The sequence below is a fragment of the Soehngenia sp. genome (genome assembly GCF_055108775.1).
The window spans coordinates 1-14,540 of the sequence record NZ_JBSQIL010000046.1 but is presented as its reverse complement, the minus strand read 5'-3'; the positions used below and the strand labels follow the sequence as shown (position 1 = coordinate 14,540).

Below are 14,540 nucleotides of genomic sequence, written 5' to 3'. Positions count from 1 at the left end.
ATCTTCTCTTTCATTAGCTTCATCTAATATGTCGAAAACCCTTTCTGCTCCAGCTATTCCAGATTGGAGTTGATTAAATGTTGAAGCTAATTCATTGATAGGCCTTTGAAACTGCTTAGAATAAAAAATGAAACTAGTTACTACTCCTATGGTTATGATGCCGTTTAATGTCAACAATGAACCTGATAATACTATGATTACGAAAGTCAAATTTCCTATTGCATTCATTATGGGCATTATAAACCCAGACCAGATTTGAGCCTTGATACCGGCTTCTTTGAGCTCATCATTATATTTTTTGAAATTATTAATCATGTCTTCTTCTTTGTTAAACATTCTTACTACATCTATCCCACTTATTGACTCTTCTATATGACCATTAAGATCACCTAAAAATTGCTGTTGAGTTTTAAAATACTTTCTTGTATTCTTTGCTATGGTTCTAGTTACTAATAAAACTATTGGGACAGTTGACAATGTGATTATAGCCATGATTCTATTTATATAGAACATTATAAACACAGTACCTAAAGTGCTAATGAGGGTATGCATAAATTGTATCATTGTCTGGGATATGGTGTTGTTTATATTGTCTATGTCATTGGTAACTCTGCTCATCAGCTCTCCATGCGTTGTTTTATCAAAGAATATAACAGGCATTTTTTGAAATTTATTGAATATGTCCTTTCTTATGTTATATACAACTCTTTGTGAAACACCTGCAATTATAAATTCCTGCATATACATAAATATAGAGCTAAAAAAGTAAAAGAGAAATATATAAATTATCATGGTTCTTACATAATAGAGGTCTACATTGCCTTTTGGCAATGCGAGAGCATCAACAATTTTCCCTGTATAATAAGGGACAAGAAGAGTTAAAAACGTATATAATATTACCAAAATAAAAGCAAATACTATTTTGCTTTTTTCTTCTCCAAAATAGGAGAATAACCTTCTAAGAGTTGAAGTGCTATCCTTTGGTTTTTCAAGCGGGATCATTGAATGAGGAGCATGAATGCCAGTGATTTTTTTATTATTACGCTCCAAAGTTTGACACCTCCTCTCCCAATTGGGAGATATATATAGATTTATAAATACTAGAATTATTCAATAGAAAATCATGAGTTCCGATAGCTTCTATTTTGCCATCGTCTAAGACTATTATGTTTTCAGCATCCATTACAGATGTTATTCTCTGGGCAATTAAAATAGTTGTAGTTGACAGATTTCTTTTTAAACCTTCTTTAATTTTTCTTTCTGTGATTAAATCGACACTAGATGTCGCATCATCTAATATTAACAGCTCAGGATTTTTCACTAAAGCTCTTGCTATGGATAACCTTTGTTTTTGGCCTCCTGAAAGATTTACACCACCTTGGCCTAAATAGGTGTTATATCCATCTTTAAATGTCTGTATAAATTCATCAGCCATAGCTATTTTAGAACATTTAATTATATCTTCATAAGTAGCATTTTTATTTCCCCAACGAAGATTTTCTAATATTGTTCCTGTAAAAAGCAAATTTTTCTGAGGAACAACAGCTATTTTTTCTCGGTATTTTTTTAAATCTAAGTCTTTGATATTTTTACCGTAAAATTTAATTTCCCCACTATTTGGATCAAAAAATCTCAAAATAAGATTAACTAATGTAGATTTTCCAGATCCTGTTGTGCCGATTATTGCAAGTGTAGTATTTGGCTCTACTTTAAAATTGATGTTTTCTAGCACATAATTTGTCGTGTCAAAATATTTAAAATATACGTTTTTAAACTCAAGTACAGTATCATTTTTGTTGATTTCAAGTGGGTTATCCGGACTGTTCAATGTTTCTTCAGCATTAAATACCTCGTCTAATCTCTCTGATGAAGCTTTGGAGCGAATGTACATGTTGATTATTCTAGTGGACATGACTAAACTGAATAAAAGTTGTGTCATATAGTTTAACACTGCAACGATTTTACCAACTTCAAAATCAGCATTTACAACTAAATCAGAGCCTACCCAAAGAATCACCACAATACCCAAATTTACTAAAAGTGTGACAAGTGGGCTAAATATAGCTAATCTTCTCATCCCGCTGATTGAAACTTTTTTAAGATCTTCATTTACTTTATCAAATCTTTTTTTCTCATAGTCATATCGGTTAAATGCTTTAACAACTCTTATCCCTGAGAGATATTCTTTCAATCTAGAATTTACTTTGTCTAAGGATTTTTGAATTCTTATAAAAATAGGATAAGATAGTTTTAAATTTATTATTATGGTGAATATAACAATAGGCACTATCAATATACTAATCAATCCGATAGTTCTATCCAACAATAAAGCCATGATTATAGAGCCTATTCCCAAAAGTGGAGCTTTGACGAAGATCCTCATAAGACCATGAGCGAAGTTTTGAATCTGGTTTACATCGTTTGTTAGTCTCGTAATAAGTGATGCTTCAGAAATTTCTGTTATCTTACTAGCACTTAATTTGTTTATTTTTATGTATAAGTCTTCTCTTAAGTCTTTACCTATACTTTGAGATACTATAGAAGATTTTATGTTTCTAACTACTGCAAAGCTAGTACCCAAAAGCGTGATTATAAGCATATAAAGCGAGTATTTCAATACATAGTCTAAATCGTTGTTTTTTACTCCATTGTCAATGATAAAACTCATTATAGTAGGCAGTATCAAGTCTACGAATGTTTCCAACAACAAAAATAATATTGCTAGAGTGAAATCTTTTTTATATTTTTTTGCGTATTTAAATATATAATTCAATCTAGATCACCTTCATATACGATATAATATATATATTAGTACTTTTTTTAAAAAAATAAAAGCTTTGATTTTCGAAATAAATTTAAGGAGTAAGTTATGTATCCCATTAAAACTAAAGATAATCACAATATAAATTTAGATATTGAAGGAAAAGGGAAAACTTTATTATGCTTACATGGATTTTTAGGTAGCAGCGATGACTTTAGGATTTTAAAAAGGCTACTTAAAGATGATTTTAAGATTATATCTTACGATCAAAGGGGATTTGGCTGCTTTAATTATGACGAGCCCCTAGATATTAAAATACTTGCAGATGATTTATGCGAGGTACTCAAATGGATAGATGAAAAGGTAATAGTTATAGGACATTCAATGGGAGGAAGTGTCATATTAGAATACCTTAAAAACTACAAAGATGAAATTATAGATGATTGTATTTTTATAGAGTCTTCTCCTAAAATGCTAAATGATGAGAACTATAAAGATGGGTTATTTAAAGGCACTTATACAATAAAAGATTTAGATAGAGACTTATATTTGATAGAAAATGAGTGGGAGAGCTTTCTTTCCTTATTTACAGATAAGCTTTTTTTAAATAAAAAAAGAGAAAAAGAGATTGCACTTCAAAAAATGAAAAAAATACCAAATAAAATCATGAGCTCTCTTTGGAAGTCTTTAGTACTTAGCGATTATTTAAATGATTTAAAAAATATAAAAAAGGGTGTCTGTGTAATAAGAGGAGAAAAATCTTCTTTTTACACTAGAGAAGCTCAAAAGAATTTTAGTAACTCATTTAATAAATCTTCATTTGGCGAAATAGAAGATGCAAATCATTTGATAATGCTAGAAAAGCCAAGAGAATTATCGGAATTAATAAAGAAATATATAGCGGCTAACTAGATAATAAAAGAGATGACTTCGTATTACAAATAGGTCTTGAGATATGTACATACTTTTCAGAGATGCTAAATTTATTAGTAATTTTATAATATAATTTTATTTTGGAAGGAGAAATTAAATTGTGGATAAGTCAATGGACAGAAGAGACGCAAAACGAATCATTAACAATCACCGTGCATTGTTAAACGAATTAGCATATGAAGTTAGGTCAGCGACTGCTTTTCGAGATGAAATAAATAAAGAATCCGAGAAAATGATTACAAAAGAGGTTTTGAAATTACTTAAAGAAGTTCCTATCGATGAAATCAATAGGGATAAGAAAGGTATTCGTGTGAAGGCTCTTCGGGATCATGGTTTTAAAACGATAGCTGACATTTCAACTGCCTCCGTGTACACTATTGCTTCAGTTAATGGTATTAGTGAGGATACTGCTTATTCAATTAAACGGATTGTAGATGATATTGTTTCTAAAGCTCGGCAAAGTGTAAAAATTCGTTTAAGTGAAGATAATAAAACTTCACATTCTACCAGTCTTGTAGTTGCTATATCAAAATATAACAGAAGTCTTCCGATTTTAAAGGAATGCAAGAAACTATACGAAGCAAATCATAAAAAAATAGAGTTCGGAATTGAAGACCTTGCACCTGCAACAAGTGCAATACGGTGGTTTTTTACGCCCAAAGGGAAAAAACAAAAGGCAGAAGAAGCTTATTTAATGTTAAAAGAAATGTTGAATGGACAATACAGAGACGCTATGGATGAAAATATTGAAGCTTTAAGAGAAATAAGTCTAATTACCAACGAACAAGCTTGGCAGGATTTTTCTGATAACTCTATTAAATTCTTTAATATTCTCGAGAAAATAAATCCTGGAATTTTAGGAAATGATGACACTGTGTATGGGCTTCCGGAAGATCTTGCAAGAGAAATAGAAAGGCAGGATTATTTTCCAGAAGGTTTATTATGTGAGTTGCGTAGGTACCAAGAGTGGGGTGTAAAATTTATCCTTCGGCAAGAACGCGTATTACTTGGCGATGAGATGGGGTTAGGTAAAACTATACAAGCAATTGCTGCTATGGTATCTCTGAGAAACACAGGAGCAACACATTTTGCTGTAGTTTGCCCAGCAAGTGTTTTAACTAATTGGTGCCGCGAAATTCAAAAGATGAGTCTACTTACAGTTTCAAAAATACATGGGCAAGGGAGAACGCTTGCGTTTGAACATTGGAAAAAGAACGGTGGTGTTGCTGTTACGACATATGAAACTACTGGACATTTTAAATTAGAGGAGGATTTCAAATTCTCTATGCTTGTTGTAGATGAGGCCCACTATATAAAAAATCCAAATGCAAGGCGAAGCATGAACGTTATAAATATAAGCACCCACGCAGAACGACTTTTATTTATGACGGGTACTGCATTGGAAAATAAGGTTGAAGAAATGACACACCTTATAAGTATTCTTAATCCTTCTATTGCATCTTCAGTACGTGGAATGGAGTCTCTATCTTCTGCTCCACAATTCAGATTGAAGATTGCTCCAGTTTATTATCGTCGTAAAAGAGAAGATGTTCTTACGGAACTTCCTGAACTCATCGAAACTAAAGAATGGTGCACAATGACAAAATATGAAGAAAATGTGTATGAAGAGGCTGTATTGAGCAAAAATTATTCTGAAGCAAGACGGGTATCATGGAATGTCAAAGATCTTAATGAATCTTCCAAGGCTAAACGTATGCTTGAAATTATTGATGAGGCTGAGGCAGAAGGCAGAAAGGTAATTGTATTCTCTTTCTTTTTAAATACGATTCGGGCTGTAACAACTTTGCTTGGCAATAGGTGTTTAAACCCTATAAATGGTTCAGTTACACCACAAAGACGACAGGAAATAATTGATGAATTCGAAAAAGCACCTCCAGGTACTGTTTTGGTTTCTCAAATTCAATCAGGGGGAACAGGTTTAAATATTCAAGCTGCTAGCGTTGTTATAATTTGTGAACCACAGTTTAAACCATCAACTGAAAATCAGGCTATTTCTCGTGCATATAGAATGGGACAGACTAGAAATGTGCTTGTGTATCGTCTGCTTTGCGAAGGAAGTGTTGATGAAAAGATAACTTTATTGTTAGAGAAAAAACAGCAGATTTTTAAAGCGTTTGCTGACAAATCTTTAGCTGCAGAAAGTATGGAAATAGATGAAAATACATTTGGGAATATAATCAAGGAAGAAATTGATAGAATTAACAACAAACGAGGGAGACATATTAAAGCTGGTTATGATGAAGATTAGCATTTAATGTAATAAAATGTATTTAATCTAGAAGAACGTAGCGATGTATTCAGCTTGATTAGTATACAACAGAATTTTAATGAATTTTTTTGAACAAATAATATAATATTTATTTTTTCGTGCTTTAATATTATCAATGGATAATATTTAACGGCAATATTTTTTATCAGACCTACTGTGCAAGCTGATCGAATCGCTACGCAATTAAATTATTATTTATTTTTATTTGAGATTTTACAAGGCTACATAATTAATTTATTATCTAGCAAAATATAAACAATAATAATTAATAATTATGTTTTAAACAAAAGGCATATATGTTTTTTTGTCTCCATTTTTTATATTGTTTAATACATTTTTTAATATAGAAAATCCTAAAGGAATTTCCTCTAACTCAGGAGCACTAAAACTTAATCTCAATGCATTTATATTTGAGTTTATATCTATTGAAAATACATTTCCCGGAACAGTGGCTAAACCTAGTTTTAAACAGTCTTCATACACTTTAGTTTGGGAGATATTTTCATTTAGATTTACCCATATGCTTAAACCACCACAAGGTTTAGCATAACTAACCCCAAGATAAGTTAATTTATCTAATTCATTTGTAAATAGATCATATTTTTTCTTATAACTTTCTTTAATATTTTCAATATAGTTTTTCCAATATCCTTTTCTCAAATACAAATCGAATGCTCTTTGCAGATATCCAGAAGAAGATATATCAGTAGAGTGCTTTGCTTTGTAGACATCTTTAAATATTTCTTCTGGCACAGTTAAAAAACCTACTCTAATTCCAGGCATGAATATCTTTGAAAAACTTTTAATAAAGATTACCCTATCGCTTCTATCGTAAGATTTAATTGGATAAAGAGTAGAATTATTGAAAGTTAGATCAGTCAAGAAATCATCTTCAACTATATAGAAGTTGTGCTCGATTGCAAGTCTTAATAGCTCTCTTTTCTTTTCTTCGATGTAACAAACTGTTGTAGGATTTTGAAAATTTGGCATAGTATATATAAATTTTGGAGAGTATCTCTTTAAATATGATTTCAAAATCTCTATATTTATTCCATCTTTTTCTATGGGGATTCCAACAATCTTTGCTCCTCTGGATTTAAAAGCTTGATATGCCCCTGGATAAGTTGGATTTTCAACAAATACAACATCTAATGGCTCGATAAGAGTCTTAGATACTATATCAAGACCTTGCTGTCCTCCTGAAGTAATCAATATTCCATCTTCTGATACATTAATCAAGTAATTATCTGATAAAAATTTAGATATAGATTCTCTGAGAGGTTCATAACCCCTAATTTCAGGATAGGAAAAAGCATTTCCTCCATCTCTGTCAAGAATTTCAATCAATGATTCTTTAAAATCTCTAATTGGGAAAAGATCAGGCGATGGAGTGACGCTAGCAAAATCTATATTTGGCTTAGAGTGTGGGAATATACCAGAAAGCATCAGCTCAAAATCTCCTTCTTCCAAATCAAGCGATGCGTAATTTTTTAATGGTTTTCTCACATATGTTCCACTTCCTTCTACTGTGTAGACTAAACCCTCTTGCTCAAGCATCTTATATGCGTTAATGACCGTTACATTGTTAACTTCCAATGCTTTTGAAAGAGATCTAATAGATGGAAGCTTTTCACCATCGGGAAATTTATCTATTGCCATTTTTAAATTTTCATAAAGCTGAATATACAACGGAATATTTGAATTTTTATCTAATTTGAAATCTATATTCATAATTTCACCTCATTGTATGGATACACTTATTATATCATTAATATAAACTTTTGCAAAATTAGTTAACATCTTTATTTTTTATCAATATAATATATTATATATGTATATAATATATGCTTATAGGGTATAAAAAGACAATGAAAGGAGAGATAGAATGAAAGAGATTGATGCAAGAGGATTAGAATGTCCAAAACCAGTAATATTAACTAAAAACGAATTAGATAAAATAGAAGAAGGTAAAGTAAAAACTACAGTTGATAACGAAGTAGCAAGAGAAAACCTGATAAAGCTTGCAACAAGTATCAACGCTAATTACGAAGTAGAATCACTTGAGGGTGGTCTTTTTACAGTAACAATTGAGAAGAAATCAATTGAAGCTGAAAATACAACAAAGAAAATGGTTGAAGTTGATGAAAACTTTGTAATAGCTATACAATCAGAACATATGGGCAGGGGAGATGACAAACTTGCCAAAATATTGATTAAGAGTTTTATTTATACTGTTAGAGAAACTAAACCATATCCGAACACTATGGTGTTTTTCAACAGTGGTGTAAAACTTACAGTTGAAGGTAGTGAAGTTTTAGATGATCTAAAGGCATTAGAAGAAGCAGGAGTTGAGATAATTTCATGTGGGACATGCCTTGACTATTTCAATTTAAAAGATAAATTAAGCGTAGGGAATATATCAAATATGTATACTATTTATGAAAAAATTAGAAATTCAACTAATGTGGTGACGATTGGATAATGGAAAGAGATAATACATTTTTGATATTGACTTTTGATTCTACTCATCATGCAATGAGAGCTGAAGATGTACTAAAGGAAAATGAACTATCAATAAAGACAATTCCAACTCCAAGGGATATAACTCTTAGTTGTGGACTTGCTATAAGAGCTAATATTTTAGATAAAGATAAAATAATCTATTTATACAATGAAAAAAAATTAGACTTTAAAAATTTATACGAAATTTCGATATTAAACAATGAAAGATTTCTTAAAAAAATTATCTAGGAGGTGTTTTTTATTTCGATTATAAATACTTTTTTTAAAGATGATTTGGGGAATATAAACTTCCTAGGTAAACTGGCTATTTCTCTATTGATATTTATTTCGGTTTATATAATAACAAAGGTAATCAATAAAATTATTGACAGAACAATATTAAATAGGAAAACTATTACAACAAATGAAGCTACAAATAGAATAAGAACAATGATTGAAACCATCAAAAAAACAATAAAATATCTACTCTTTTTCTTTGCGATAATTATAGTTTTAGACTTGTTTGGGGTAAATACTGCAACGCTTATTACAACGCTTGGTATTGGTGGTTTTGCTTTAACTTTTGGTGCACAATCTTTAGTTAAGGATATGATAACAGGTTTCTTTATATTGGTCGAAAATCAATATTCAGTAGGAGATTATGTACAAATAGGCTCAAAAGAGGGAATTGTAGAAGAACTTGGAATTAGAATTACTAAAATCAGGGACTTTTCTGGAGAACTTCACATTATTCCTAATGGCTCGATAACTGAAGTAACCAACAAAACTAGGGGTGGAATGAGAGCACTGATAAAGGTATCAGTGGCATATGAGGAAGATTTAGATCATGTAATAGATGTATTAAATAGAATTGCAGAAGAATTCAAACAAAATGATAAAATAATCGATGGGCCCAATGTATTAGGAGTTACTCAACTGGGCAGTTCTGGTATAGAAGTTACAATCGTCGCAAAGACTCTTCCAATGGAACAATGGGCAATTGAAAGGAATCTTAGAAAGAGAATAAAAGAAGAATTTGAAAAAGAGGACATCGAGATACCATATCAGAAAATAGTCATTATTGGAGGAGAAAAATCATGATTTTAAAATATGAGGTTGGAGATCATGTTACTTTAAAAAAAGGTCACCCATGTGGAGAAAACAACTGGGAGATACTCCGTACTGGAGTGGATATCAAGCTATTATGCACAGGGTGCAATAGGCAGGTTTGGCTTACAAGGATAGAGTTTGAAAAAAGAGTTAGAAAGATTTTAGATGGCGATAAATGGGTCAGCATAGTTCATTATAAACAAGAAGAAGAAGATAACAATTAGAGAAGGTGTATCATATGTTGGTAGCAAGACAGCCTATTCTTGACAGAAGACAAAACATTTTTGCTTATGAGCTGTTATACAGAGATGATGAGAAGATAAATTCATTTAACAATGAAGTTTCTAGCTTAAGTGCGACTGCTGGAGTTGTGTTAAGCTTGTTTGAATCTGGTGCAGAAAAAATAACTGAAAACAAGAAAGCTTTCATAAATTTTGATGAAAACTTACTTAAATCAGATGTATTTGAAATAATTTCACCGGATAAACTAGTAATAGAAGTTTTGGAAAATGTAAAAATAGATGATGAACTTGTCAATAGGTTGTTTGAACTAAAAGAGAAAGGCTACACAATAGCTTTAGATGATTTTTACCATTCGAGTGAGGACTATGCCTTAGTAGATGTTTGCGACATAATAAAATACGATTTTTTAAATACAGATATAAAAAAAATAATCATTGATTCACAGATAGCACAAAGAAAAGGGAAAACCATTTTAGCAGAGAAAGTTGAGACTAAAGAAGAATTTGAAATGGCTAAAAGAATAGGATTTACACTATTTCAAGGGTATTTTTTTGAAAAACCCAAAATAACAAGTTCATCTAATGACAAAGTGCGTCCAATTCAATACACATCTGTCATTGCAGAATTAAACAAAGAAGAGCCATCATTTGACATATTGGCAGATATAATCATTAAAGACGTGAATTTATCATATCGGCTTATGAGGATGATGAGCTTAAGAAATATTGAAATAAACAAAGAAAGCATAAAGAAATCTCTTACGTATATGGGTTTAAAGGGAATTGAGAGATGGATAAATATTGTGCTGGTTCAAACACTCGGGAAAAACTGCCCGAGAGAGCTAGTTAAAATCTCTCTAATTCGAGCAAGTTTTGCAGAAAGAATTGCTTTAAATTTGCCTAAATACGAAAATTTATGTTATCAAGCATCGATAGTAGGGCTGTTTAATGCTTTAGATGCAATATTAAATATGCCATTAGATGAAGCGCTTAAAGATTTAAAACTAGATGAAATTGTAAAAGATGCTTTGCTAAAGGATGAAGGTATTTTAGCGCCAATAAAAGAACTATATTTATCTTATGAAAAAGGGGAATTTGACAAAACTTCTTTTATTGCAGAAAATTTAGGTCTAGAAGATGATATTTTAACTGAACTTTATATCGAATCAATAGAATGGGCAAATAGAATGATGAAAATAGTATAAGGAGGAGTGTTTTATGAACAATTTTAGTATTTATCTTCCTACCAAAATTAAATTTGGGAAAGGAACAATCAATAAATTATCTAAACTTGTAAAAGGAAACTATAAAAAAGTACTCATTCACTATGGTGGAGGCAGTATTAAAAGAAGTGGACTTTACGATGAAGTCATAAATGAGCTTAAAAAAGCAGATGTAGAAATATATGAACTTGGAGGAGTAAAGCCAAATCCAAGGTTGAGTTTAGTTAGAGAGGGCATTGAATTAGCTAAAAAAGAAGGCATTGATTTAATACTTGCTGTTGGCGGAGGAAGTGCTATTGACTCCGCAAAAGCCATTGCTTTAGGTGCTGTAACTGATGAAGATGTATGGGATTTTTATTTAGGAAAAATAAGACCTGAAAGAGCATTACCGGTAGGCGTGGTACTCACTTATCCAGCTACTGGTAGCGAAGCGAGTATGGGAAGCGTAATTACAAATGAAGAAGAGGGCTTAAAGCTTTCTGTAAATGATGATTTGATTAGACCTACTTTTGCAATAATGGACCCAACATATACTTTGACATTGCCAAGGGATTTGACATTTGCAGGGATATCAGACATATTATCTCATATCTTAGAAAGATATTTTACAAACACACCAAATGTTGACTTGACTGACCATTTATGTGAAGCAACCATGAAAAGTGTAATTAAAAATGCGAGGATACTCAATGAAAACCTAGATGACTACAATGCTAGAGCAGAAATCATGCTAGCTGGTACAATCGCTCACAATGGTATACTTGGAGTTGGTAGAGAAGAAGATTGGTCAAGCCACAATATAGGACATCAACTAAGTGCCTTATATGGAACTACTCATGGGGTTACATTGAGCATAATATTCCCTGCATGGATGAAATACGTATACAAAGATAATTTAGATAGATTCAATAAATTTGCCGTAAATGTATTCGACATATCTGATGCAGGTAAGTCCAAAGATATAGTTGCACTTGAAGGAATAAAAGCTTATGAGGATTTCTTAAAGGAAGTAGGACTACCAACAAGCTTTAAAGAAGCAAATCTTCCAAGTGATAGAATAGAAGAAATGGCTCAGAAAGCTGTAATAAAAGGTAAATTAGGTGGACTAAAAAAATTGGATGTAGATGATATAATTAAGATCTACGAATTAGCTTTATAACATGGTCATATTTAAATAATAGATACAGAAAAAACCGAAACCTACACAGAATAAAGTATGTGTAGTTTCGGTTTTTTTACATTGTAATATAGGTTTTGAAGACATATATTGTGGAAATAGCCGATCATTGGGCAAATTGGAATCCTCTGTACAATGGCATACTTAAGTTATATTATTTTGAGTCAGCAACACAAGTTGTGTTTTTTACTTTTCATTATTCACTAAGTTAAGTTCATCTATTAATCCACTTTCAACCATATCTTCATAAGTGTATATTTTAAAAACATTATAACCATAAATAATTCCTTCCATATTTCTCGATCTATGTTATCTTCTGGAAAATATATTCTCAATGCTTTCAAAAAACAATCTAAATCCTCTAAACTGGGTCTAACTATTTCTTTCATGACACTCTCCCAAAATATTCATATTATTTTTGAGATAAATATAGAAAATGCATATATTTATCAAATAGTACTTATTTACTTGATAGTATCATATACTTTACCTGTTTACAATTAATTGGTGATTTCCATTCTATTAATATTTCTGTAAGAGAACCTAAAAAAGAGCAACCCTTTTAGGCTACTCTTTATACAAATCTAAATTTAATAAAATAATTCTCGGTTTACTATCCTAATATTATTATCAGCATCTTTTTCAAAAGTAAATAATTCTGTAATTCTATTAATACCCGGCTCAAGTGTACCTATTGAAATAAAATCTTCACTAAACTCCAATATATAAGTAACTGGTACAATTAATAAATCATTTTCACTCTTTTTATTAGAAAAATCTATTTCTTCTAACCGACTATCAATGATTTTAGCATAATAAGTTTGATATTTGGGATCATCTTTTTCTACATCAATTTTAAGCTTCTCACCAACTAAATTATTATGCTTTTCTATATCATGATATTTAAGCGATTCTAAATACTCCAATGTAATTTTTTCTATCTGGTCTTCTGAAATATTTTCCCGATTGTTAAATACCGCAAAAAATATCAATACAAGAATTAAAAATATTAAAAGTATCCTGTTTTTCAATCTCATAATTTATCTCCCGTAACCTGTTAAGACAATCCATCTTTTAGTCCCAGGATAATCAGAGATAGGTCTATTAAAAGCATCACTAGTATGTGCAGCTATAGTAGTATTGTTAAGTGCGCCTATTTGATAATTTACTATACTTGTTGAATGATTATAACTACCATCAAAATCAAAATCTATCTGAATGATATCACCACGACTCATATTATATAACATATCGTTAGTACTCGCATGATACCCTTGTGGCCCAATCCCTGTATTCCCAATAAGATACTCGTACAAAGAATTTACTGAGGTCCAAGAAGTAGCTCTGTTAGAGTAACCATAATAATACCACTGGTAGGTACCAGTATTATCCATTGGTGCTCCACCAGCATAAATTATTTGAGAAATAAAATTAGTACAATCTCCTACCATACCATTAAAATTACCCCAATTAGAAGGCCTTTTATTCCAATTTGCTTGAGCATAATTAAACATATTCGTTCGATTAAGAGATGCGTTTATAGATGAAATAGATATATCTTCTGAAACTCTACAATTAGATAAGTCTTTACTATAAATATTATTTATTTTTTTTTCTTTTTGAATTTCTCTTAAATCATTTTCTATTGCTACATCAATATCTACTTTATCTTTAATATATAAATCAATACTATCATCACTTATGATATTATTAATAACGTACTTGTTATCTTTTATTATTTCAAGCGTTATTACATAATTTGTACTTATAAATGTAGGATCAGTTAGATTATTATATTGAAGTACATCAGTTACATTTAATTTAGCAATAACTTTATTGTCGATATACTCTATGTCGTTATATGTTAATTTTCTGTCTATAATTTTAATTTTGTTACCATTAGCTTTTCGACGATTTTGCATAAGTATATTCTTTTTGACAAGATAATCTTTAAGTTCTTTATTTTTAGGATTAATTACTTCATCAAAATTTAAAGTATTCATATCCTCTTCTATAGTATATTTCACTTTTTCTTTATCAAAGTAGGTTTGGATAACTTTCTTTAGATTACTTTCAGAATTAGTAAGCGCTTCATTAGCGTTAGATTCAATAGGAGCAGCAAAAGCAAGGATTCCTAGCAATAGAGTAACCATGACCCCCAACGTAATATTTTTTCTCATTTTTTTATCTCCTCTTTTCATAAGGTAGTGTCAATAAGACATACCTCTTTTTTATTTAAAACCTTATATTATCAAGGTTTACAGAGTTTTTATTAAAAAAACAATGACCCCCTTTTTCTGTT

At 30.7% G+C, this 14,540-nt stretch carries 14 protein-coding genes; 8 read left to right on the top strand and 6 right to left on the bottom strand.

The genetic code is table 11. The features are described from left to right. A partial coding sequence (locus ACTB1H_RS06700) for an ABC transporter permease (RefSeq protein ID WP_463262066.1) occupies window positions 1-1,050 on the bottom strand: 1,050 nt, incomplete at its 3' end. Continuing rightward, window positions 1,040-2,773: an ABC transporter ATP-binding protein gene (locus ACTB1H_RS06695; protein ID WP_463262065.1), complete on the bottom strand. Its 1,734-nt coding sequence runs from the start codon at window positions 2,771-2,773 to the stop codon at window positions 1,040-1,042. The genes ACTB1H_RS06695 and ACTB1H_RS06700, both read right to left, overlap by 11 nt. A 96-nt stretch (window positions 2,774-2,869) precedes the next feature. Here ACTB1H_RS06695 and ACTB1H_RS06690 point away from each other — a divergent pair, with 96 nt between their 5' ends. Together ACTB1H_RS06690 and ACTB1H_RS06685 are read left to right on the top strand one after the other, a co-directional pair. Further along, window positions 2,870-3,673: an alpha/beta fold hydrolase gene (locus ACTB1H_RS06690; RefSeq protein WP_463262064.1), complete on the top strand. Its 804-nt coding sequence runs from the start codon at window positions 2,870-2,872 to the stop codon at window positions 3,671-3,673. 121 nt (window positions 3,674-3,794) lie between these two features. Continuing rightward, window positions 3,795-5,963: an SNF2-related protein gene (locus ACTB1H_RS06685; protein WP_463262063.1), complete on the top strand. Its 2,169-nt coding sequence runs from the start codon at window positions 3,795-3,797 to the stop codon at window positions 5,961-5,963. Window positions 5,964-6,263: 300 nt separating this feature from the next. Here the strand turns inward: ACTB1H_RS06685 and pdxR are convergent, their stop codons facing one another. Further along, the gene (gene pdxR, locus ACTB1H_RS06680; RefSeq protein ID WP_463262062.1) at window positions 6,264-7,715 is read right to left on the bottom strand and encodes a MocR-like pyridoxine biosynthesis transcription factor PdxR; all 1,452 of its coding nucleotides are present in this window, start codon (window positions 7,713-7,715) and stop codon (window positions 6,264-6,266) included. 154 nt (window positions 7,716-7,869) lie between these two features. Between pdxR and yedF the strand changes: the two genes are divergently transcribed. The 6 genes from yedF to ACTB1H_RS06650 all read left to right on the top strand — a co-directional run bounded on the left by yedF (window position 7,870) and on the right by ACTB1H_RS06650 (window position 12,220). Continuing rightward, window positions 7,870-8,466, top strand: coding sequence for a sulfurtransferase-like selenium metabolism protein YedF (gene yedF / locus ACTB1H_RS06675; RefSeq protein WP_463262061.1), 597 nt, complete (start codon window positions 7,870-7,872; stop codon window positions 8,464-8,466). Further along, a complete protein-coding gene (locus tag ACTB1H_RS06670) occupies window positions 8,466-8,735 on the top strand; it encodes a DUF3343 domain-containing protein (protein WP_463262060.1) in 270 nt (89 codons plus the stop codon). The genes yedF and ACTB1H_RS06670 overlap by 1 nt, the downstream gene beginning before the upstream one ends. 87 nt (window positions 8,736-8,822) lie before the next feature. Continuing rightward, on the top strand, window positions 8,823-9,587 hold the full coding sequence (locus ACTB1H_RS06665) for a mechanosensitive ion channel family protein (protein ID WP_463262059.1): 765 nt from the start codon (window positions 8,823-8,825) through the stop codon (window positions 9,585-9,587). Next, a complete protein-coding gene (locus ACTB1H_RS06660) occupies window positions 9,587-9,820 on the top strand; it encodes a DUF951 domain-containing protein (RefSeq protein WP_463262067.1) in 234 nt (77 codons plus the stop codon). Before ACTB1H_RS06665 ends, ACTB1H_RS06660 begins: the two co-directional genes overlap by 1 nt. A 14-nt stretch (window positions 9,821-9,834) precedes the next feature. Then, entirely contained in the window at window positions 9,835-11,043 is a 1,209-nt protein-coding gene (locus tag ACTB1H_RS06655) for an EAL and HDOD domain-containing protein (RefSeq protein ID WP_463262058.1), read from the top strand. A gap of 13 nt (window positions 11,044-11,056) precedes the next feature. Beyond that, window positions 11,057-12,220: an iron-containing alcohol dehydrogenase gene (locus ACTB1H_RS06650; protein ID WP_463262057.1), complete on the top strand. Its 1,164-nt coding sequence runs from the start codon at window positions 11,057-11,059 to the stop codon at window positions 12,218-12,220. Between the two features lie 239 nt (window positions 12,221-12,459). On the opposite strand, the gene ACTB1H_RS06645 is transcribed toward ACTB1H_RS06650, so the two are convergent. From ACTB1H_RS06645 to ACTB1H_RS06635, 3 genes are all read right to left on the bottom strand, one after another. Continuing rightward, window positions 12,460-12,627, bottom strand: coding sequence for a hypothetical protein (locus ACTB1H_RS06645; RefSeq protein WP_463262056.1), 168 nt, complete (start codon window positions 12,625-12,627; stop codon window positions 12,460-12,462). A 201-nt stretch (window positions 12,628-12,828) separates the two neighbouring features. Further along, window positions 12,829-13,275 (bottom strand): hypothetical protein, encoded by a 447-nt coding sequence (locus ACTB1H_RS06640; protein WP_463262055.1) that lies wholly within the window; start codon window positions 13,273-13,275, stop codon window positions 12,829-12,831. Between the two features lie 3 nt (window positions 13,276-13,278). After that, window positions 13,279-14,418: an amidase domain-containing protein gene (locus ACTB1H_RS06635; protein WP_463262054.1), complete on the bottom strand. Its 1,140-nt coding sequence runs from the start codon at window positions 14,416-14,418 to the stop codon at window positions 13,279-13,281. Window positions 14,419-14,540 lie beyond the last annotated feature (122 nt).

Coding starts and splice junctions, on each gene's coding strand:
- ACTB1H_RS06690 (WP_463262064.1), top strand. CDS start 2,870: ATGTATCCCATTAAAACTAAAGATAATCACAATATAAATTTAGATATT.
- pdxR (WP_463262062.1), bottom strand. CDS start 7,715: ATGAATATAGATTTCAAATTAGATAAAAATTCAAATATTCCGTTGTAT.
- yedF (WP_463262061.1), top strand. CDS start 7,870: ATGAAAGAGATTGATGCAAGAGGATTAGAATGTCCAAAACCAGTAATA.
- ACTB1H_RS06670 (WP_463262060.1), top strand. CDS start 8,466: ATGGAAAGAGATAATACATTTTTGATATTGACTTTTGATTCTACTCAT.
- ACTB1H_RS06655 (WP_463262058.1), top strand. CDS start 9,835: ATGTTGGTAGCAAGACAGCCTATTCTTGACAGAAGACAAAACATTTTT.
- ACTB1H_RS06650 (WP_463262057.1), top strand. CDS start 11,057: ATGAACAATTTTAGTATTTATCTTCCTACCAAAATTAAATTTGGGAAA.
- ACTB1H_RS06645 (WP_463262056.1), bottom strand. CDS start 12,627: ATGAAAGAAATAGTTAGACCCAGTTTAGAGGATTTAGATTGTTTTTTG.
- ACTB1H_RS06640 (WP_463262055.1), bottom strand. CDS start 13,275: ATGAGATTGAAAAACAGGATACTTTTAATATTTTTAATTCTTGTATTG.
- ACTB1H_RS06635 (WP_463262054.1), bottom strand. CDS start 14,418: ATGAGAAAAAATATTACGTTGGGGGTCATGGTTACTCTATTGCTAGGA.